Below are 20,878 nucleotides of genomic sequence, written 5' to 3'. Positions count from 1 at the left end.
CTTCGGCCACGACACGGTCACTCGGCTACACGATCAAGTGAAAGCCGTCGCCGCTTCATCACTTTCCAGAAGCGGAGCTTCGTCCGTCATCAGGGTGCAATACACATACACCTGATAGCCCGCTATATTTGAGATGCATACGATGAGCGCAGCTGGCATACAAATACACACCGTACCAATTCTTACCATGCGGCAAGGGATGCCAAAGCCTTCCGGCCAGTAAGCCGCACTGTCCATGTCGCGATCCAGTACAAAATCTCTCCTGCCTCGGCCCTCCCAGGTGGCTGATCTTCCTTTCAAGCCGACGCTGTTTCGCGTCACTGCTTAGCTCAGGCATTGCAACGCAGCAACAAGGGCTCGCCTGTTTTAGCAATGATGATCGGCGCTTCACCGGCAGTCGGCACATCGGTAGCGATCAAAACGGGACAACCAATGAAGGCGCTCGCCATCCTGCCCTTGTTGTTACTGACTGCGCGCACGTGGAGGCAACCCGGCAGCAGCATTCAATCGGCTACGCGCGCGCGTACGCATGCTGCATCCGGTAACGCGGGCAGTGACATCGTGTCCCCTTGCCCACGCTCATGTCGCTTACTGAAGTCGCCGTCATCGCTTCGAGGGCCCGCCGTACCATGCCGTGGACGGCAGCGCGTGCGCAGCCGTGTTGGGCGTCCAGCAAGACAGCAGCGCTGCGCGAGAGCGTAGACTTGTCACTCGGAAGCAGCTGCTTCATCCACGAGGCAAGGACGCATGTTCGATTTTCTCAAGAAAACGCCCGCTCCACTGTTGAGCGCGCAGCTCAATGGACGCGAGTTCTGCCGCATTGCGCAGGACCAGCTGCCGTGTGAGGTGACGCCCAAGATGCGAGTGAGCGAGCACAGCGTGCTGCGCTTTGTCGATGCGAGCGGGCAAAGCCAGACCCATGCGCTCGGGACGCTCTCGGGATGGTTCCATTTCTCGATCCGGGTGCATCCCAATCTGGGATGCCAGGCAGATTGTGTGATCTCCGCTGAGGAGCACATGGAGCCAGGTGCGTTCGAGGCCGGGACGGTGGTCGGGGTCAGGTTCCAGCCGTTTTTCCTGCCCGGCGCCAGCATCCAGAACGCCGCGCTTCACGGTAAGGGCCTGTTTGCCCGAGGGCTGCACTTCAGTGGTTTGGTGACGGGCAGCAACGTGATGCTGTCCTGTATCTGCGACCGGTGCGCTGCATCGTTCCTGGTGCATTCTTACCATTCAGGCTTCAGCAATGCCGGATATTTCTATTCCGAATCCGGCAAGTACACGCTGACCGTCGATGACCGCATTGCCAGCAGCCCTGCGGCCTTGTCCGATCCGGATCCGGCGCAACTGGCGGCGCTGGAGGCCATGCTTCCCAGCGCACCGGATGGCTCGGGCTTTCGCTACATGCACCCGTTCCGCTGCCCGCACTGTGCCGCACCGTATATCGATTTCGCCGGCAATCCCGGGTTGCGGCGAGGTGAGTACTACGGCAATTATCATGTGGGCACCGAACTGTTGCGCTACCCATCCAGCATGCCCGAACCGATGCATTCCTCCGTATCGTCGTCGGACGCTACGCCCTAGCGCCGCGCATGGCACGCACGTCCGCGCGCGCCTCGCCGCGTCGCTGACAGCGCACCGCTCCATCCACACAACCGACAATCAGAGCCATGACCTCCCGTTTTCTGTTTCTTCTTTTGCTGACCTGCGGCAACGTGTGCGCACAAGGTGTTTCTGCGACGACCTCGCGGGAGATCACCCAGTTGTTCACCGCACTGGAGCAGTCCAACTGCGAGTTCTCGCGCAACGGATCCTGGCATGACGCGCCCGAGGCCAGCGCGCATCTGCAACGCAAGTACGCATACCTGCAGAAGAAGGGGCTGGTGACCTCGACCGAGTCCTTCATTGCACTGGCCGCGACCAAGAGCAGCATGTCCGGCACACCGTATGCGGTGCGATGCGGCCAGGCCGCGCCGGTGGCCAGCCAGACGTGGTTCACCGACAAGCTGCGGGCGTTACGCAACGCGCCGGCTGCCGGTGCAATGGGTCACTAAGCCCGTGCATGCTGCGCTTCCGGATCCTGCCAAGCGCGCGCGTATTGGCTGGTGTTGTTCCTGACGCCTAGGCGGCCTGCTCCGGCGATATCGCACTGGCTGTGCGCCGCAGCCACGCGGCTCACGCGGCGCTGCGCATCCCGGCCGGGCCGTTAGCTGGTGCGGGCGTGCCGCCACCCAGGATGGGCGCAGCGGCATCCGTAAACCGGCTGACCACATCATCCAGCTGGGCAGCATGGTCGCCCATGGCACGTGCGGCGGTACTGGCCTCCTGCATGCGTGCCACGCCGTCGCGCATGTCGGCGTCCACGCGGCGCAGGGTCTGGTGCACCTGCCCGATGCTGCCGGCCTCCTGCTCGGAGGCGGCGGCAATCTCGCTGAGGGTGGCGCTGACTTGACCGATGGTGCCCACGATGCGCTGCATGCCCTCGCCCGCACTGCGCACCTGCTGCACGCCTAAGTCGACATGCGCCACCGATTCGCTGATCAGCACCTTGATCTGACTGGCCGCGGTGGACGAGCGTAGTGCGAGCGCGCGTACCTCGCTGGCCACCACTGCAAATCCGCGGCCTTCATCGCCTGCGCGCGCCGCTTCCACGGCGGCGTTGAGACTGCGCATCTTTGTGAGCATGCTTTCACGAACGTATCGACGCGATACGACGCGTGCTGGAGCGCTCGCCTGCGCGAGTGGACACCTCGGCCGGCAGCAGCGCTGCGCCGCCTCAGGCGATAGGGTCGTTGGCTCCCATCAGGCCGGCAGTCTGTGCGCGATCGAACCGCTCGCGCGCGGCGCGAATGCCCGCGTGGTTTTCGCCTGCCCAGTTGAGCAGTTGCGAGACCGGGCCGAGCAGGGCGACACCGAGCTTGGACAGGGCGTATTCCACGCTGGGCGGCTTGGTGGCGTAGACCTTGCGCGTGATCATGCCGTTGCGCTCGAGGTTGCGCAGCGTCTGGGTCAGCATCCGCTTGGAGATGTCCGGCACGGCGCGCTGGATGGCACTGAAGCGGGACGGGCCAGGGATCAGCGTCAACAGGATCAGCAAGGTCCACTTGTCGCCGATCTGATCGAGCACATCGCGCACGGGGCACTTGGTGGCGTCGAAGGGGCCTTCCAGGGAGGGCGGCGGTGGGAACAAGGCAATCGCATTCACGGGGGTATCTCGCAGTAACCAGGGGGAATAAAACTGCCTCCTTGCGAAGGACCGAGCGGTCCTGACAATAGGCTCGCTGACCACAAGGTCTAGATACTAGACCAAACCTCTTCTCTAAACCTATTGGAGCACACCATGGCACACGCCTCCCCCCTGATTCTTGTCACCGGCGCCAGCGGCCAGCTGGGCGCGCTGGTCGTCGACGCACTGCTGAACCATGTGCCTGCCAGTCGCATCGTAGCAACGGCCCGCAACACTGCGTCACTTGCCGAGTTCGCAAAACGCGACATCACGGTGCGTCAGGCCGACTACGCCGACCCGCGCAGCCTGGACCTGGCGTTTGCGGGCGTCGGCCGGGTGTTGCTGGTGTCGTCCAACGCGGTGGGTGCGCGCGTGGAGCAGCACCGCAATGTGATCGACGCGGCCAAGCGTGCCGGCGTGGAGTTGCTCGCCTATACCAGCATCCTGCGTGCCGATACCAGCACGCTGTCGCTGGCAGAGGAACATGTGGCCACCGAGGCGCTGCTGCGCGAAAGCGGCGTACCGCATGTGCTGCTGCGCAACGGCTGGTACACCGAAAACTACACCGGCTCGATCGCGGCCGAAGTGACACACGGCGGGGTGATGGGCAGCTCGGGCGAGGGCAAGATCAGCGCCGCCACCCGTGCCGACTATGCAGCGGCCGCAGCGACGGTGCTGGCGTCTGATGCACCGCAAGCCGGCCAGGTCCATGAGCTGGCCGGCGATACCGCCTTCACGATGGCCGAGTACGCAGCCGAGCTATCGCAGCTGGCGGGCAAGCCGGTGGCGTATCACGACCTGCCGGAAGCCGACTACGCCGCGGCGTTGGTGCAGGTGGGCGTGCCTGCCGGGTTTGCGCAGGTGCTGGCGCAGTGCTCGGCGTCCTCGCGCGGCGGCAGCCTGTTCGACGACAGCCACACCCTGAGCCGTTTGATCGGGCGCCCCACCACGCCATGGCGCGATACCGTGGCGGCGGCGCTGGCGGCGGCACAGCCGGCCGCTTGAGCCAGGGCCGGCCGCGAGACGCAGCGATGCTGTGTGGCGGCCGGCGGCGAAGAGATGCAACGCCATGCCCGCAGGGTGTGGCGTTTTTTTTTTGGCCTGTACAGCGCGGTGCAGATGACGTGCTCGGCGAGGACTGGCTGGGCAAGGTCGTAGTGCCGGCCGGGCTTGGCATCGCCTTGTAGGGCCTCTCGATGGTTGCCCTGCACTTTTCAGCGCGGCAATCGGCTGCTTGGTCACCCGCAGGCATGCCTTTGCAAGCGGCGCGATGACCTTCCGGCGGCAATAAGTGCCGGTGATTTCAGCCAAAGGATAGACCGCGACGCGGCCCCGGCAATCTGGCGGTCTGCTGGCGAGGCGTCGTCAAACAGGCTCGAAGAGCGCATTCCTCAACCCGGCCGACTGTTCGAACCGTGCGTGCCAGACGTGTCGCCCAAAGGCAACGCCTGCGCAGGCAGCTTCGCCACGCCAGGAGCGGTAGAGACGGCATGGCGTCCGGGCTTCAGCCGTGGCAGGGTCGCGCCGCTTCTTGCCACAGCGCCCGTCGCCAGACTGACATCTGCCGGACACGCCGTTGACATAGTCGTCGGTCGGATGCCAGCCCGGATGTCACCAAACTGACATCAAACCTAAATATAACTGCACCCCATTGCTGCTACGGCAGCCGTGCGGAGCGCCATGACGGTGCCCGGCGCCTGGCCGCACGCGCCCCTGCGAGGGCGCCCCCACTGGCCACGCCACCGCCACCCAGTTTCCCTTGCCGAGCCGTGTCCATGAAAAAACGCAATCTCGCCACCGTCCTGTGCGCCCTCAGCGCGACCGCCAGCGGCAGCACGCTGGCCGCCGAGCTGGAGTTGTACGTCGACCGCAAGACCAAGCAGATCTTTGCCGAGCCGGCACCCGGGCGCGACAAGCTGGGCACCTTCGTGCAGGTGGACGAAAACGGCAAGGTGCCCGCCTCGGCGATGCCTGCCGCACCGGCACAGACGCTGCCACCGGCGCCTGGCGCACCCGTGCCTGCCGACACCGGCATCGCACAGGCCGCCCCTGCCCCGGTGCCGGCCGCCGCACCGGCCAAGGCCAGCGATGCCGGCAAGAAGTGGTACGACAAGCTCAGCCTGCGCGGCTACACCCAGATTCGCTACAACCAGGGCATCGGTGGCGATGCGCAGGACCTGCGCGCGCCGGGCGAACGCTTTATCGGCAACGACCAGAGCCTGGGTATCCGGCGTGCACGCCTGGTGCTCAGCGGCGATCTCAACGAGCACGTGTCGCTGTATTTCCAGCCGGATTTTGCGAGCACGCCCACCGGCTCCACCACCTCCAACTTCGCGCAGCTGCGCGATGCGTACGCCGACATCTACTTCGACAAGAAGCGCGAGTACCGCGTGCGTGTGGGCCAGTCGAAAATGCCGTACGGCTGGGAAAACCTGCAGTCCAGCCAGAACCGCCTCACCCTGGACCGTGCCGATGCGCTCAACTCCGGCCTGCGCGACGAACGCGATATCGGCGCGGTGTTCTACTACAGCCCCACCGTGGCCAAGGGCCGCTTCCAGGATCTGGTCAAATCCGGCCTGAAGGGCTCGGGCGATTACGGTGTATTGGGCGCGGGCGTGTACAACGGCCAGGGCGCCAATCGCGCCGAGCGTAACGACAGCATGCATGCGGTGGTGCATGCCACCTACCCGTTCAAGTTCGCCAACGGGCAGTACCTAGAAGTGGGCGCCGATGCGTATAGCGGGCGCTTCGTGCCGACCGCTGCGGCGGTGAATATCGGCGGCCGCAGTTTCACCCCGGCCATCACCGACCCCAACGGCTATACCGACCAGCGCGTGGCCGCGCACGTCATTTACTACCCGCAGCCGTTCGGCTTGCAGGCCGAGTGGACGGTGGGTCGCGGCCCGGAGCTGGATGTGGCGCAGCGCCGTATCCGTACGCGCTCGCTGAGCGGCGGTTATGTGCAGGCGATGTTCAAGCACGACTTCAATTACGGCACGCTGCTGCCGTACCTGAAATGGCAGACCTACCGCGGCGGCTCCAAGTTCGACACCAATGCGCCGCGCATGCGCCTGGACGAAGTGGAAGCCGGTGTCGAATGGCAGCCGATGGATGCGCTGGAACTGGTGTTCGCGTATTCGAAGATGAAGCGCACCGACGTCACCACCGCGCCGTATCCGGTGGTGGAAGGCGATCTGCTGCGCCTGCAGTTGCAGGTCAATTACTGAGTCACTGCACTAGCGCTGGCGACGTGCAGGCGGCTTGCCGATCACGTCGCGACGTTGTCCACGATGCGCAGGCGCTGTTTCAGGCCTGCGTATTTTTTATGCGGATTACGTGGTCGCGCCGAAGCGCTGTCACGTCGTTGGGTGGCACTACGAAGGGGCTGACGCGCAGCTCCCGCAACGCAACTGCGTGGTCCCCAGCTCGCGGCATGGCCTCTACCCACGGCATCGCTCCGCAAGACGCCAATCGCCCACCGTAGCGTGCGAAGCAGTGCCGTCAGAGCGATGCCGTGTGTGCTGCACAGCGAGTCGGAGAGTCGTCGCAACACCCACCTTCATGCCGCGTTGCGGTCGAATTCCTGCTGCGCCAGCTCGATGACATCCTGGTATTGCACCGTCCAGGCGCATAACAGCTGGATGGGTTCTTTCAAACTCAAGCCCAATGGCGTGATTGCATATTCCACCGCGATCGGCGATCGCACGATCACGGTGCGCGAAATAATGCCGTTGCGCTCTAACCGGCGCAGGCATTGTGTCAGCGCTTTCTGCGTGACGCCTTCCAGATTGCGTTTGATCGCGTTGAAGCGCATTGGCGTGGCGAGCAGGCACAGCAGCACCATGATCGACCATTTGTCGGCGACTTGCTCCAGTAGCAGGCGCCCTTTGCAGTCCTGTCTGAAGGCCGGTTGCGCAGCAGTGTTCATTTCAAGTGTCTCCCGAGATACCTAGTTGCATTTAAGTGCCTGATTGACACTAGGTTTACTGAGTATACCATTGCCAGGCCAGCGAGCGCGGCAGCTTTTTTGCAGCGCGCATGGAGACCGCAGCCCGCTCCGGGCAGCCGCTCCGGCCATCGGTGGCCATCCTTTCTCAACCGAGCAAAGCATCATGAAAGCAGTACGTTTTCACCAGCATGGCGGTACCGATGTCCTGACCTATGAAGAGGTCGCCGACCCACGCGCCGGCGACGGTGAAGTGTTGATCAAGATCGAAGCGGTGGGGCTCAACTTCGCCGATGTCATGCGCCGACGCGGCGACTACATCGAAGCATCGCCGACGCCTTACACGCTGGGCTTGGAAGTGGCCGGCACCGTTGCCGCTGTCGGCACCGGCGTGACTCACCTGGCGGTCGGCACGCCGGTACTGGCCACGCCCGGCGTGGGTGGCTACGCGCAATACATCGCCCTGCCTGCTGCCATGGTGATCCCATTGCCGCCCGGCGTGAGCGCCGTGCAGGCGGCCGCCGTGGTTGCGCATGGGACGACCGCGGGGCTGGCGTTGCGTCATGCCGCGCGCCTGCAACCTGGCGAAACCGTCTTGATCGAAGCGGCCGCAGGCGGGGTAGGCTCGTTTGCCGTGCAACTCGCAAAGCTCTACGGCGCCGGCAAGGTGATTGCCGCAGCCAGCACCCCGGAAAAACGCGCACTGGCAGAGCGGCTAGGCGCCGATGCGTCGGTGGATTACACAGCGCCAGGCTGGGCCGACCAGGTGCTGGCGCTCACCGACGGCCGCGGTGTGGATGTCATCCTGGAAAGCGCCGGTGGCGCTAGCGTGACCGAAGCGTTGCGCGCGTTGGCCCCGTTCGGCCGCATGGTGTTCCTGGGCCAGTCCAGCGGTGAAAACACGCTGTTGGACCCCTGGCAACTCACGCTGAAGAACCACACCGTCACCAGCTTCTATATCGGCGGCTACATGGCGCTTCCGGAGCTCATGCAATCCACGCTGGGCGAGATCATGGGCTTCATCATGGGCGGCAAACTCGCGCTGCAGATCGGCACCGTACTGCCGCTGTCGCAGGCCGCCGAAGCGCATCGCCTGCTGGAGAGTCGTCAGACCACGGGCAAGGTGGTGCTGCAACCCTGGGCAGAGTAGACGCGAACAGGACGACCGCCCCGGCCACCGGGTGCGGTCTGCGCCGGCGGTCGTTACGCAACAGGATGCAGAGCAAAAGCTACCGCTGGGCTTCAACGTCTTCGCGGGACTGGATGCATGTGAGGCATGGGTGGCAGCACTGCCGCACGGCTGCTTGCACTACATGACGCCCGCAGCAACCGTCAGATGGCGGTTGCTGCGGGCGTTGCGCATTGCGCGAGACACGCGTCGTCCGTGCCGCACCGTGCGATTGGCCGCGGCATGTACTGGGTCATTGCGTGGCTGCCGGGTATCCCGAACGCAACTCGGCGCCGCTACCTGTGCATCGGCGATTTTTGCCCCGCAGATAGCAGGAAACGACGGCCTTCGGGCCTAGGCGGCAAGCGCGGCTCGCTTGGCGACCCAGCCGCAACACGCAGGTACGGCGCGCGTGCAGCGCAAACGCAAACGGCGTGGACCGATGCCCACGCCGTTGCTGATGTTGATGTTGATGTTGATCTCGACGTCGTCATATTTGCCGACACACGTCCATAACGCTGCCGCCAATGCAGCGCCGCAGGACCCGCCACTACGCCAAGGTGACCACGACCTTGCCTTTGACGCGACCGCTGTCCACATGCGCAAGCGCTTCTTGCACGCGCCCAAGCGGATACACCGAGTCGATCACCGGGCGAAGCGCACCGCTGTCGAGCAATCCCGCCAACATGCGCAGCTGTGCGCCATCTCCGCGCATGAACAGGAACGTGTAGGACACCTGGCGCTGCCTGGCCTGCGCACGCACCTTGCGGCTGAGCAGACGCATCACCAGCCTGAGCGGAAGCGCCAGATCAAGCTGCTGCGCAAATGCCGGCGTCGGCGGGCCGGACAGCGAAATCAATGCGCCGCCGGGCCTGAGCAGCTGCAGCGACTTGAGCAGCGTTGGCGTATCCAGGCTGTGCAGCACCACATCGTAGTCGCGCACCAGCGCCTGGAAATCCTGCTGCTTGTAGTCGATCACCAGATCGGCGCCCAACGACCTGACCAACGCCACATTGGCGGTACTGGTGGTGGCGGCCACATACGCTCCCAACTGCTTGGCCAGCTGGATCGCGATGGTACCCACACCTCCGGAACCGGCATGGATCAACACCTTCTGCCCCGGTTTGAGCGCGGCGGTTTCCACCAGCGCCTGCCAGGCGGTCAGACCGACCAGCGGAAACGCTGCGGCTTGTTCCATGCTCAGGCTGGCAGGTTTGGGCGCGACCACCGCCGCATCGATGGCCACGTACTCGGCCAGGGTGCCGATGCGGCCCGGCTCGATCTTGGCGAATACCGCATCGCCGACCGCGATATCGCGTACCGCCGTGCCGACCTGCGTGACCACGCCGGCCACATCGTTACCCAGCACGAACGGGGTCTTGAACGGCAGCAGCAGTTTGAATTCGCCATCGCGCAGCTTGGTATCCAGCGGATTAAGACTGGCGGCACTGACCTTGATCAACACATCGTTGGGGCGCAGCTGCGGCATCGGCATGTCGCCGATTCGCACCGGGCCATGTTTCTTGTATTGGTCGACAATGACGGCTTTCATGCATGTCCCCCACAGATGCGTGCGCCCATCTTGGCACCGGCGCGATCGATCCTGCGCATCATGTGCGTGCGCCGGCAGCGGCCGAGCCGCCGGCTGGCGACGCGACCCGATCCAGCTTGAGTTCCTTGCGCAACGCATTGCCGAGCATGCGGTTGGGCAACAGGCGGCGCAGCAGGCTCATCTGCCTGGCGACCTTGCCGGCGGTGTAGCGCGCCTTCGGGTGTGGGTCCTGCGCTGCCTTCACTACGACCTCGGCTACAACGCTCGGCGTATCGGCCTTCTGCATCACCTCAGCCACGTGTGCGGCCAGATGCGCGCGTATGTCACGGTAGATCTCCAACGGTACGTCCGGCTGCAGCGAATTGGCATCGAACGGTGTCCTGGTATACGCCGGCTCGATCACCGAGACCCGGATGCCCCAATCGCGCAGTTCGTGGTCCAGCGATTCGCTATATCCCTCGATCGCATGCTTGCTGGCCACATACAGCGCCGTGTACGGAATCGGCACCAGCCCCAGCACCGACCCGATGTTGAGGATGCGTCCACCGCCTTGCTTGCGCATCTGGCCGATCACCGCATTGGTCATGCGCACGGTGCCGAAGAAATTGGTGTCGAACACCGACTGCGCCTGCGCGATGGAGCTTTCTTCCGCAGCGGCGGGCGCGACGCTGAAGCCGGCATTGTTGACCAACAGGTCCAGACGGCCCTCCTTGCGCAGCAAGGCGTCGATCGCAGCGGCCACCGACGCGTCGTTGGTGACGTCCAGCGACAACATCTGCACGCCGGGCGTACTGGAGCGGCCACCACGGCGGCTGGTGCCGTAGACGGTATAGCCGGCCTTGGCCAGGTGGGCGGCGGTGGCTTCGCCGATGCCGGAGGAGGCTCCGGTCACGAGCGCGATCTTGCTGTTCATAGGTGCCTCTTTCTCGGGTGATGGGTGCCGGCAAGCCAGTGAGGTGCTGCCGTCGCACGCGGTGGTGGTGAGGAGCCGCGGCTGCGGCGGACTGCAATCTGCACATCTAAAATATTACGTACATCATATTTTTGGACAGCACTCAATCCGAGCGTTTTGCTCAGGCTGCGTCGAAGTGGTCGAGTGCCGCCTTGCGCATCGCGGCCGACAGGGCGGGGTCGTCCACGGCGCGCGCCAGCATCAAGGTGCCGGCCATGGCGCAGACCGTCACCAGCGCCCGTGCATGCGCCTGCGGCGTTCCCCAGTCCGGTGACTGGCGGGCAGCCAGGTCGATCATTTCCTTGATCCGACGCGTTGCCGCCTGGCGCACTTCCGGTGCCTGACGCGGCATCTCCGATCCCAGCGCGGCGATCGGACAACCGGATTCGGCGTTATTGACGTGCCCATCGGACAGATACGCCCGCATCAGCGCCTGCGCCGCCTGCTCCGGCGGCGCGGCAGCCACGATCTGCGCGGAGGCGGCGACCGTCTGCGCGCCGGCATGGTCGGCGGCCTCGGCCAGCAATGCATCGCGCGATGCGAAGTGCGCGTAGAAGCCACCGTGGGTCAGCCCGGCCTCTTTCATGATGTCGGCCACGCCAGTGCCGTCGTAGCCGGTGCGCCGGATCGCACGCGCAGCGACTTCGACGATGCGGGCATGGCTGTCGGCCTTGCGGCATGACGATGCGCGGGAGCGTGGCGAGGTCTTTTTCATGACGGTCATCATACATAAGATCCGCAGCGATGGAAGCCGCCCCGACTGCTGTCCGACGAGCGGTAGAGGTGTAGCGCCGGGCACCGCCCGCTTTCAGAAACCCGCGGCGCTGCGACAATCGCCGGGCGGGCGTGTCGGCAGGCAGGCATCCACCTTGTTCGCACGCGGCCGCAGCGGTTCGCGTCGGGCGCGGGCCCCCTGCCGGGTGACGCCGCATGCTGCGGTAATGGTCGATTGCCGCACGTATCCAGCACGCATGTGCGCATGGCCGCTCATTCCCGAGGTGTTGTATGCGCATCAAAGCCACGCTCGAGCGCCTGCCTGGCGGCCTGATGCTGGTCCCGCTGCTACTGGGTGCGCTGTGCCACACGCTGTGGCCGACTGCCGGCACCACCTTGGGAAGCTTCAGCAACGGCTTGATCAGCGGCACCATCCCGATTCTGGCGGTGTGGTTCTTTTGCATGGGCGCGACCATCCAGTTGCGTGCCACCGGTCAGGTACTGCGCAAGTCCGGCACGCTGGTGCTGACCAAGATCGGCGTGGCATGGTTGGTGGCGGTGCTGGGTCGCTCGGTGCTGCCGCCCGGCGGCCTGTCCAGCGGTCCGCTGGCAGGAGTATCGGTGCTGGCCTTGGTGGCGGCCATGGACATGACCAACGGCGGCTTGTTTGCGGCGTTGATGCAGCAATACGGCAGCCGCGAAGAAGCCGGCGCGGTGGTGCTGATGTCACTGGAATCCGGTCCGTTGGTCACCATGCTGATCCTGGGCGCCAGCGGTGCCGCCGCGTTCGAGCCGCGCCTGTTCCTCGGCGCCGTGCTGCCGTTGCTGGCAGGCCTTGCGCTTGGGAATCTGGACGCAGAGCTACGGCAGTTCTTTGCGCAAGCCACGCACACGCTGGTGCCGTTCTTTGGCTTCGCACTCGGCAACACACTGGACCTGACCACGATCGCCACCACCGGCGTGCATGGCGTATTGCTGGGTGTGGCGGTGGTGGTGATCACCGGTGTGCCGCTGATCGTGGCCGATCGCCTGATCGGCGGCGGTAATGGCACCGCAGGCCTGGCCGCCTCCAGCACTGCAGGTGCGGCGGTGGCCACACCGGCATTGATCGCAGCGATGGCGCCGCAGTTCGCAGCGGCCGCACCGGCCGCCACCGCGTTGGTGGCCGGTGCGGTGATCATCACCGCGCTGCTGGTGCCGCTGCTCACCGCCTGCTATTGGCGCATGCTTCAACGTAGCGCGGCGGCGGCGCCCTCACCGGGCTGAGGTGCCGGTAAGCGCGGCGCCCCAGTCCTTCGGCCGCTGGATTGACGCAAGCAGCGCCGCGCTACCGCGCCGACAGTTCTGCACGAATCATCGCTGCGCCTGCACTGAGGGCTTTGAGCTTGCCTCTTGCGACGTCACGGGCGAGCGGCGCCATCCCGCAGTTGGTGGACGGGTAGAGCTTGTCGGCATCGACAAACCGCAGCGCCTTGCGCAGCGTATCGGCCACCTCCTGCGGTGTTTCGATCGTATTGCTTGCCACGTCAATGGCTCCAACCATCACCTTCTTGCCGCGGACAAGTTCGATCAGATCGATCGGCACGTGCGAGTTGTGGCACTCCAGCGAGACAATGTCGATGCTGGATGCCTGCAGCTTGGGGAACGACTCTTCGTATTGGCGCCACTCCGACCCCAGGGTCTGCTTCCAGTCGGTGTTGGCCTTGATGCCGTAGCCATAGCAGATGTGGACGGCGGTCTCGCACTTGAGTCCTTCGATCGCCCGCTCGAGGGTGGCAACTCCCCAGTCGTTGACCTCGTCGAAGAAGACGTTGAAGGCCGGCTCGTCGAACTGGATGATATCCACGCCGGCCGCTTCGAGCTCCTTGGCTTCCTGGTTGAGAAGCTTGGCGAATTCCCACGCCAGCTTTTCGCGGCTCTTGTAATGCGCATCAAAGAGCGTGTCGATCATCGTCATGGGACCCGGCAACGCCCATTTGATCGGCTGCCGGGTTTGCTGGCGCAAGAACTTTGCATCGTCGACGAACACCGGCTTGGGCCGGCTCACCGCGCCAACAACGGTCGGCACGCTGGCGTCATAGCGATTGCGGATCCTGACGGTCTCGCGCTTTTCGAAATCGACGCCGCTGAGGTGTTCGATGAAGGTGGTGACGAAATGCTGGCGGGTCTGTTCGCCGTCGCTGACGATATCGATACCTGCGTGCTGCTGTTCCTGCAGCGACAGGCGCAATGCGTCCTGCTTGCCTTCGATCAGTTCGGCGTCCTGCAGCTTCCAGGGAGACCATAGTTTCTCCGGCTGTGCGAGCCAGGACGGCTTGGGCAGGCTACCGGCGGTGGAGGTGGGGAGCAGCGTGTGCATGATGGGCGATGTCTTGGGTTCTGGTTGATCAAGGCGCATGGCGGGAGGCCCACTGCGCAAGAAGACGTCCGTAGGGCCTGATGAAATGCTCCTCGGTGAATTTCCCCTGCGTCACCGCGAGCTGGCTGCGCTCTTGCCGGTCGTAGACGATCTGGGTCGCCGAATAATCCTGATGTTTCAGGCTCGGCTGATAGATAGCGCCGGCCGCGGAATTGGCGTTGTAGATTTCTGGCCGGTAGATCTTCTGGAACGTTTCCATGGTGCTGATGGTGCCGATCAGCTCCAGATTGGTGTAGTCGTTGAGCAGGTCGCCGAAGAAGTAAAACGCCAACGGGGCGACGCTGTTGGGAGGCATGAAATAGCGCACCTGCAGGCCCATCTTCTCGAAGTAACGATCGGTCAGGGAAAATTCGTCCTGCATGTATTCGATGCCCAAGACGGGGTGCCGATTGCCGGTTCGGTGATAGACCCTGCTGCTGGAGACGCTGATGCAGATGACCGGCGGCTTGGCGAAACGCGCCGTGTAGGCGTCCGAGTCCACGAAGTGCTTGAACAGCTTTCCATGCAGGCTGCCGAAATCATTCGGGATGCTGAAGCCGGATGCGTCCTGGTTGTGCGCCGGCAGCAACACGCTGAAATCGTAGTCGCGCACGTAGGAGGAAAAATTGTTCCCTGCAATGCCGTCGATGCGCGCGCCGGTCGTCTTGTCGAGGATGCTGGGCTTCAATATCTCGATCAACGGAAATACATCGCCGTTTTCGCTCGCATCGATATCCATCTCGACAGAGATGATGTCCAGTTCGACAGCGTAGCGGTCGCGCTTGGGGTTATCCCAATGCGCCAGGTCGTTGAAGCGGTTGTCGATCATTGCAAGCGTGTTACGCAGATTTTCCTGCCGACGCTGGCCCCTGGCCAGGTTGGCGAAATTCGTGGTATTCCGCGTATTGGCTGCGGGACGGTAGTCTTCGTCGAACCGCTGGCTTTTGATGCTGAAGGTGAATTCTTGAGTCATTGCAAGCTGACGCCTTGTTTCCGAAATGAGAGACGAGCGCACTTCGCTGCGCAGGATTGGATGTCTGCTGGATGGAAGCCGGGACGCCAAGCGCGGCGAGCAATCGCCGATCGATTCTTTGCCCGGCAAGCAGCGTGGTAGTCACTCAGGCAGTTTGGCCGGATGGCCCTCAGGCCGCGGCCACGTTTTCTGTGGGGATGACGCCAGCCTGCCGCGTCAATCTGATCAGCGGCAGTGCCCGTTGCACTGCCAGCCTGGCCCGCTCGGCCAGGGCATCGTTGTGCACGCGGTAGTCCAGGAAGTCGCGGTCGGTGGCGTAGACGCCCAGCGGCAACGTGCGTGCCTGGAAGAAACTGAAAAGCGGCCGCAGTTGATGATCGATCACCAACGCATGGCGCTCGCTGCCGCCAGTTGCCGCCAACAGGACTGGCGTGTCGATCAAGGCATCCTGATGGATGAAGTCGAAGAAGTGCTTGAACAACCCGGTAAAGGAACCGCGATAGACCGGCGTGGTCACCACCACCACGTCGGCTTGCTCCACGGCTGCAAGCTCCTGCTCCACCGCTGCGGGCAGCTGGGAGCGCCAGACTGCGCCAGCGAACTGCGGCGCCAACGCCCCCAGTTCCACCAGATGCTGCTGGCATGGCACTGCGTCGGCGATCAAGGCCAGCAGATGCTCGGCCAGGGCGATGGCTTTGGAGGGACGTTGCAGCCCGCCGGAGACCGCGACGACGCGGAGCGGGGGTGGCACGTTGACAGTCATGCGGGTCACCTGGAACGACGAATCCTGATGCTAGGGCTCGCATTCGATGAAGTAAAATGGTGTTATTTCAACAATCCATGAATTCGGATCATCTGAATGCTTGAGCGGATCCATCTCACCATCGTCCAGCAGGTCGAGCAGCAAGGCTCGCTAACCGCTGCCGCCGGCGTGCTGAACCTGACCCAGTCGGCGCTGAGCCACAGCATGAAGAAGCTGGAGCAGCAGCTGGGCACCGACGTCTGGTTGCGCGAAGGACGTAGCCTGCGCCTGACCCAGGCCGGCCAGTATCTGCTGGCGGTTGCGAACCGGGTGCTGCCGCAACTGGATCTGGCCGAAGAGCGGCTGGGACAGTTTGCGCAGGGCGAACGCGGCGCGCTGCGCATCGGCATGGAGTGCCATCCCTGTTACCAGTGGCTGCTCAAGCTGGTGGCGCCTTATCTGGCCACCTGGCCGGATGTGGATGTGGACGTCAAGCAGAAGTTCCAGTTCGGCGGTATCGGCGCACTGTTCGGCTACGAGATCGATCTGCTGGTTACGCCCGACCCGCTGTACAAGCCTGGGCTGCGGTTCGAGCCGGTGTTCGATTACGAGCAGGTGCTGGTAGTGGCCAAGGGCCACGCGCTGGCGTCGGTTGCCTACGTCAAGCCCCAGCAGCTGACGCGCGAAGTCCTCATCAGCTATCCGGTGGACCTCGATCGCCTGGATATCTACAGCCAGTTCCTGCTGCCAGCCGGTGTCACGCCGCGGCGCCACAAGGCGATCGAAACCACCGACATCATGATGCAGATGGTGGCCAGTGGCCGCGGCGTGGCCGCGATGCCGCGCTGGCTGGTCGAAGAATATGCGGCCAGGATGGACGTGGTGCCGGTCCGGCTTGGTGCGCGCGGCATCCCCAAGCAGATCTTCCTGGGCGCACGCGAGGCCGATATCGCCATCGACTACCTGCGCGCCTTCATCGAACTGGCGCGCCAGCCTGCCGCCAGCACCGCCACGACATCCTGAGCCCACTGCCGGATACCCCCGCCAGGCGCACGCGTGCCATGCCTGCCTTTCGGCTCGATCAGCGCTGACGTACCGCCCCCACCCCATCACCACCAAATAATGGCGCAACCTTTGATCGATCCGGAGACGTCCAGCCTCGCCAGCGCCCTCACCGCGGATTACTCGCTGGAGATCAGCGCAAATGACATTGCCGGGCTGGCTGCAGCGGCGCCTGGAATGCTGCGTGGCTCAACCATTGCCATCCCCTACCTGCCCAATCAGGACGACGACGCGCGCCTGGAAGCAGCACGGAGGGTGCGCGCACTCGGCTTTCAACCCATGCCGCATCTTTCCGCGCGCCGCATCGGCTCGCGCGATGCGCTCCACACCTTCGTCAGGCGCGCCGTCGATGAGGCCGGCGTTGCGCGCTGCCTGGTGATCGCGGGTGATCCGCCTGTTCCGGCAGGGCCGTTTCCGGACAGCTTGTCGCTGATCGAGACAGGCGTGTTCGAGCGTTCGGGCATCCAGACCATCGCCGTGGCCGGACATCCGGAAGGACATCCGAGCATGCATGCAACCGATCAGTGGGATGTGCTGGACCGTAAGTGTCGCAGCATCGCCGGGCGCGGCATGGCGCCGCTGATCGTCACCCAATTCGCGTTCGATGCCGACATCGTGCTGGCATGGTTGCAAGCGCTGCGCGCGCATGGCATCCAACATCCCGTGCGTATGGGCGTACCCGGTCCTGCCGGTGTGGCGGTGCTCGCACGGTATGCCGCACGCTGCGGTGTGGGTGCATGCACAGCGATGCTGTCCAAGTACGGCATTTCGCTCGGCAAGCTGTTTGGGACGACCGGGCCGGAGCGTTTTGTGGATCGCCTGGCCACTGGCCTCACCGAAGCGCATGGAGCGGTCAGCCTGCACTTCTATCCCTTCGGCGGTGTCGCACAGACTGTCGCGTGGGTGGAGCGCTACCGCTCCCGCATCGCGCGCCCCGGGCTGGACTGACACCCGCGCATTCCGTGATCGCTATTGACCACACCCTTGCGTTGATCCAGCAAGACACGGGCGGATGATCGACCTGTCCACGACCTGGACCACAGTCTGCGCACTGCCCGTCTGTCGGCTTTTTTTCTGTGCGTGAGGTGTTGCAGCGCACAGCAGCCCTGTCACAAGTGCGAGGTATAACCATCGGCGAATCGCGGCGAGGGGGCGCTGCATCCGATGCCGTTGCCATGCGCGGCGGCATTGCATCCGCAACGTCCAAGGAGAGATGTCGCCATGCCCAAGCCGTCGTTGTTATCGCTGATGTGCAGCCTGTCGCTCGTGTCCATGCCGCTGGCCGCGGCCGAGCTGCAGCCCAAATTGCTTGCCGGCCCACCGGAGGAGTTCGCGCAGATGCGCGCGCCCGATCCGGCCGAGTCGGCGATCCTGTCCAAGAGTACGTTGCTGCCGGTGGAACTGACCCCCGCAGGAACTGCGGCGCGGTGGCAAGGCACGCTGCCGGTGGAAAACGGCCACCTGCGTTTCATGGTGCTGGCGGGCGAGCAAGCGTGGGATGCGGCGGTAAGCGCACCACGCGTTGCCGGTGCACGCGCCGCTGCCACGCCCCAGATGCAAGCGCAGCGCACCCTGCTGGGCAGCGCGGAAAACGGCACCAGCGGCATGCGTTACGCGGTGGAGTCGGCGCAGAGCGGCGATTGGTCGCTGACCCTGCAATCCGCATCGCCGGTGGCGCAGCGCGGCTATGTCCTGATGGAAGGCGATCCGCGCACGCAGCTGGCCTCGTATCCGCGCGACCGCCAGCAGCTGGTGGGCAAGTCGCTCACGCTCAACGCCATGCTCAGCGGCAACGATGCGCGCGGGGCCACATTGCTTGCGGGCCAGGCCGGACAGATCGACGACACCAGCCTGCGCGTGATCGACCCGCAAGGCGCGGTGCGCGTCCTGCCGATGGCCGACGATGGTGCGCACAACGATGGCGCTGCCGGCGACGGCGTGTACGGCGGCAACTTCCAGCCAACGCGTGAGGGTACGTGGATCGCGCAGGTGATCGTGCATGGCCACGACCAGGCCGGGCAGGCGTTCGTGCGCACCAGCGAGCATGTGCTGCCGGTGCTGGATACCTCGTTGCGATTGCTCGGCAATGCGCTCAGCGCGCGCGCTGCCGATGGAACCCGGCTCAGCATCGCAGTGCCGGTCGCTGCACGCGGCAACGCACCGTCGCACTATCGGGTGTTCGGCCAGGTGTGGGGCACCGATGCCAAGGGCAAGGACGTGCCGGTGGCATGGATCGGCGGCATGCTGACGCCGCAGCAGGGGCAGTTGCCGCTGAGCCTGGACGAACGCTGGATTGCGCGTGCCGGTGCGCGTGCGCCTTTCACGCTACGCGGGCTGCGTATCGAAGACCCGGACCACTCCATCCCGCTGGCGCAGGCCGGCACGCTGCCGTTGCAGGTGCCCGCGTTGCGACGTGCCAGCATTGCGCGCTCCAGCGCGGCGATAGACGAAAGCATGCGCATGGGGCCGCGCCCGTCGACGCTGGCCACCGCGATGGCGCAACCACAGGCAACTGGCTCGCAGCTGGTACTGGTGCACGGCTATTGCTCCAATGGGGTGTGGCCGCAGGCGCAGTTCACCAATGCCTCAACCTTCCTGGATGCCAAACAGAACCGCAGCAACGACCAGTTCGCGCAACGCATCGCACAGTTCGCCAGCCAGTGGTCGTCGTTTTCCACGGTGGCGCACAGCCAGGGTGGCATGGCCGCACTGCATCTGTATGCGTACTACTGGAGCGGTCTGGATAACGCCAGCGGCGGGCGCGTGATGCAGTCGGTGGGGACGCCATACCAGGGCACCAATCTGTCCGGCGTACTGGCCGCGGTGGGCTCGTGGTTCGGGGTGGGCTGCGGCACCAATTCGGACATGACCTACGACGGCGCCAAGGCCTGGCTGGCCGGCATTCCCGCCGACGCACGCGCCAAGGTCAACTACTACACCACCTCGTTCGCCAAGACCCACTGGTACACCAACGACTACTGCAACGCCGCATCCGACCTGGTCTTGAACGACCCGGAAGACGGCACCGTGGAGCAGGTCAATGCGCAGCTGCCGGGCGGCGTCAACCGCGGCCACACCACCGGCCAATGCCACACCACCGGCATGCGCGACCCGGCGCAGTATCTGGATGCCAACCGCAATGCAGTGATGAACGCCAACGCGGCGCGGTGATGCCGTGCTTGAGGTGAAATGGCCGGCTCTGCGCCGGCCATCTTACCGACACACCGCATTACGACACGACTTGACGATAACGCGTGTTCTCACCCGCAGCTGCGTCGCGCGGAAACCCAGGCCTGCCCGGCAATCGATACGCGGTGACTCTACCTCTCGCCTTTTGATTTCGGTACGGCGTTCGAGAGGGCTGTTAAACACTCCAAGCGGTTTATTAGCCACTCAAGGCCGCTTCGGCAGCCCACCGTTCTGCATCTGCGCCTGCGGGGATGAACATCGGCGCAGCCGGGTCGGTGGCGGCGCGCCAGATGGCTTGCGCGACATCGATCAACTGCGTCCCGGGGCCGGCCGATGCGCCCATTCGCGCCAGGGTTTGCTGCATAAAAGTTCCATAGACGGCGTCATCGATGCCGCGAACACCGGTGCGTGCGGTGGCACGGAAATCCGTCTCCCCACATGAGCCCGGCGAGACGACGCGTACGCGGATGCCGAAGTCCTCCAGCTCGGCGGCCAACGATTCGCTCAGCGCATTGACCGCGGCCTTGGCAGCGCGGTAGGCACCGATCAGTGGGAGGGGTTTGAGCGTTGCGCTCGATGACACGTTGACAACGACCCCGGCGCGGCGCGCACGCATCTGCGGCAATACTGCTTGCGTCACCGCAAGCGTGCCGAACGTGTTGGTTTCGAACAGCTCGCGTACCGACTGCAGGCTTGCCAGCTCCAGCGGAGCGGGCGCACCGAAGCCTGCGTTGTTGACGAGAACGTCGATGGCACCAGCAGCGTGGATCGCGGTTTGAATGCTGACCGCATCCGTGACATCGAGCTGCAACACCTTCAAACAGGAAGACTCAGGAAGCAGACCCTTGCGCGGGCCGCGCATGGGGGCGACCACGTTCCAGTCGCGCTCCAGGAAGTAGTGGGCGGTTGCCAGACCAAAGCCGGACGAGCAGCCAGTGATGAGTACGGTTTGCATGAAG

At 64.5% G+C, this 20,878-nt stretch carries 20 protein-coding genes and 1 pseudogene; 9 read left to right on the top strand and 12 right to left on the bottom strand.

Going from position 1 to position 20,878, the window contains the following annotated elements; all coding sequences use genetic code 11:
- Positions 1–33 precede the first annotated feature (33 nt).
- Complete coding sequence (locus BJD12_RS24290; protein WP_126936569.1) at positions 34–237, bottom strand: hypothetical protein; 204 nt, start codon at positions 235–237, stop codon at positions 34–36.
- A 92-nt stretch (positions 238–329) separates the two neighbouring features.
- Positions 330–503, bottom strand: coding sequence for a hypothetical protein (locus tag BJD12_RS24625; protein ID WP_155616255.1), 174 nt, complete (start codon positions 501–503; stop codon positions 330–332).
- Positions 504–747: 244 nt separating this feature from the next.
- Here BJD12_RS24625 and BJD12_RS14360 point away from each other — a divergent pair, with 244 nt between their 5' ends.
- Positions 748–1,581, top strand: a complete 834-nt coding sequence (locus BJD12_RS14360; RefSeq protein WP_005995374.1) for a hypothetical protein — start codon at positions 748–750, stop codon at positions 1,579–1,581.
- 86 nt (positions 1,582–1,667) lie between these two features.
- Complete coding sequence (locus tag BJD12_RS14355) at positions 1,668–2,051, top strand: YfeK family protein (RefSeq protein ID WP_005995372.1); 384 nt, start codon at positions 1,668–1,670, stop codon at positions 2,049–2,051.
- A 121-nt stretch (positions 2,052–2,172) separates the two neighbouring features.
- Here BJD12_RS14355 and BJD12_RS14350 read toward each other — a convergent pair.
- Both BJD12_RS14350 and BJD12_RS14345 read right to left on the bottom strand, forming a co-directional pair.
- Positions 2,173–2,676 (bottom strand): annotated as a pseudogene (locus BJD12_RS14350) (methyl-accepting chemotaxis protein); the annotation flags it as partial.
- 97 nt (positions 2,677–2,773) lie between these two features.
- On the bottom strand, positions 2,774–3,202 hold the full coding sequence (locus BJD12_RS14345; protein WP_042828357.1) for a winged helix-turn-helix transcriptional regulator: 429 nt from the start codon (positions 3,200–3,202) through the stop codon (positions 2,774–2,776).
- 135 nt (positions 3,203–3,337) lie between these two features.
- Here BJD12_RS14345 and BJD12_RS14340 point away from each other — a divergent pair, with 135 nt between their 5' ends.
- Both BJD12_RS14340 and BJD12_RS14335 read left to right on the top strand, forming a co-directional pair.
- Positions 3,338–4,228, top strand: a complete 891-nt coding sequence (locus tag BJD12_RS14340; protein WP_005995365.1) for an SDR family oxidoreductase — start codon at positions 3,338–3,340, stop codon at positions 4,226–4,228.
- Positions 4,229–4,998: 770 nt separating this feature from the next.
- Entirely contained in the window at positions 4,999–6,450 is a 1,452-nt protein-coding gene (locus BJD12_RS14335; protein WP_005995364.1) for an OprO/OprP family phosphate-selective porin, read from the top strand.
- A 332-nt stretch (positions 6,451–6,782) separates the two neighbouring features.
- On the opposite strand, the gene BJD12_RS14330 is transcribed toward BJD12_RS14335, so the two are convergent.
- Entirely contained in the window at positions 6,783–7,067 is a 285-nt protein-coding gene (locus BJD12_RS14330) for a winged helix-turn-helix transcriptional regulator (RefSeq protein ID WP_196769978.1), read from the bottom strand.
- A gap of 268 nt (positions 7,068–7,335) precedes the next feature.
- Between BJD12_RS14330 and BJD12_RS14325 the strand changes: the two genes are divergently transcribed.
- Entirely contained in the window at positions 7,336–8,319 is a 984-nt protein-coding gene (locus BJD12_RS14325; RefSeq protein ID WP_005995360.1) for a quinone oxidoreductase family protein, read from the top strand.
- Positions 8,320–8,887: 568 nt separating this feature from the next.
- On the opposite strand, the gene BJD12_RS14320 is transcribed toward BJD12_RS14325, so the two are convergent.
- From BJD12_RS14320 to BJD12_RS14310, 3 genes are all read right to left on the bottom strand, one after another.
- Positions 8,888–9,889, bottom strand: a complete 1,002-nt coding sequence (locus BJD12_RS14320) for an NADP-dependent oxidoreductase (protein ID WP_058563218.1) — start codon at positions 9,887–9,889, stop codon at positions 8,888–8,890.
- Between the two features lie 58 nt (positions 9,890–9,947).
- Positions 9,948–10,802, bottom strand: a complete 855-nt coding sequence (locus BJD12_RS14315) for an oxidoreductase (RefSeq protein WP_039421246.1) — start codon at positions 10,800–10,802, stop codon at positions 9,948–9,950.
- Between the two features lie 160 nt (positions 10,803–10,962).
- Entirely contained in the window at positions 10,963–11,556 is a 594-nt protein-coding gene (locus BJD12_RS14310) for a TetR/AcrR family transcriptional regulator (RefSeq protein ID WP_201765696.1), read from the bottom strand.
- 290 nt (positions 11,557–11,846) lie between these two features.
- On the opposite strand from BJD12_RS14310, the gene kdgT reads away from it, so the two are divergent.
- Positions 11,847–12,821 (top strand): 2-keto-3-deoxygluconate transporter, encoded by a 975-nt coding sequence (gene kdgT, locus BJD12_RS14300; protein ID WP_005989159.1) that lies wholly within the window; start codon positions 11,847–11,849, stop codon positions 12,819–12,821.
- A 61-nt stretch (positions 12,822–12,882) separates the two neighbouring features.
- Here kdgT and BJD12_RS14295 read toward each other — a convergent pair whose 3' ends face one another.
- The 3 genes from BJD12_RS14295 to msuE all read right to left on the bottom strand — a co-directional run bounded on the left by BJD12_RS14295 (position 12,883) and on the right by msuE (position 15,689).
- Positions 12,883–13,914 (bottom strand): methionine synthase, encoded by a 1,032-nt coding sequence (locus tag BJD12_RS14295; protein WP_039421239.1) that lies wholly within the window; start codon positions 13,912–13,914, stop codon positions 12,883–12,885.
- Positions 13,915–13,942: 28 nt separating this feature from the next.
- Positions 13,943–14,926 carry a DUF1852 domain-containing protein gene (locus tag BJD12_RS14290; protein ID WP_005989157.1) on the bottom strand — a complete coding sequence of 328 codons (984 nt, stop codon included), beginning with the start codon at positions 14,924–14,926 and terminating at the stop codon, positions 13,943–13,945.
- Positions 14,927–15,095: 169 nt separating this feature from the next.
- Complete coding sequence (gene msuE, locus BJD12_RS14285) at positions 15,096–15,689, bottom strand: FMN reductase (protein WP_005989155.1); 594 nt, start codon at positions 15,687–15,689, stop codon at positions 15,096–15,098.
- Between the two features lie 96 nt (positions 15,690–15,785).
- Between msuE and BJD12_RS14280 the strand changes: the two genes are divergently transcribed.
- The 3 genes from BJD12_RS14280 (at position 15,786) to BJD12_RS14270 (ending at position 19,901) form a co-directional block, all read left to right on the top strand.
- The gene (locus tag BJD12_RS14280; protein ID WP_005989154.1) at positions 15,786–16,691 is read left to right on the top strand and encodes a LysR family transcriptional regulator; all 906 of its coding nucleotides are present in this window, start codon (positions 15,786–15,788) and stop codon (positions 16,689–16,691) included.
- 99 nt (positions 16,692–16,790) lie between these two features.
- A complete protein-coding gene (locus tag BJD12_RS14275) occupies positions 16,791–17,678 on the top strand; it encodes a methylenetetrahydrofolate reductase (protein ID WP_005989153.1) in 888 nt (295 codons plus the stop codon).
- A 273-nt stretch (positions 17,679–17,951) separates the two neighbouring features.
- Positions 17,952–19,901 (top strand): choice-of-anchor X domain-containing protein, encoded by a 1,950-nt coding sequence (locus BJD12_RS14270; RefSeq protein ID WP_005989152.1) that lies wholly within the window; start codon positions 17,952–17,954, stop codon positions 19,899–19,901.
- A 214-nt stretch (positions 19,902–20,115) separates the two neighbouring features.
- Here BJD12_RS14270 and BJD12_RS14265 read toward each other — a convergent pair whose 3' ends face one another.
- Positions 20,116–20,874: an SDR family oxidoreductase gene (locus BJD12_RS14265; protein WP_005989151.1), complete on the bottom strand. Its 759-nt coding sequence runs from the start codon at positions 20,872–20,874 to the stop codon at positions 20,116–20,118.
- Positions 20,875–20,878: the final 4 nt, after the last annotated feature.

This window comes from Xanthomonas vesicatoria ATCC 35937 (genome assembly GCF_001908725.1).
GTDB classification, from domain to species: Bacteria; Pseudomonadota; Gammaproteobacteria; order Xanthomonadales; family Xanthomonadaceae; genus Xanthomonas; species Xanthomonas vesicatoria.
This window is presented reverse-complemented; position numbering and strand designations above follow the sequence as displayed.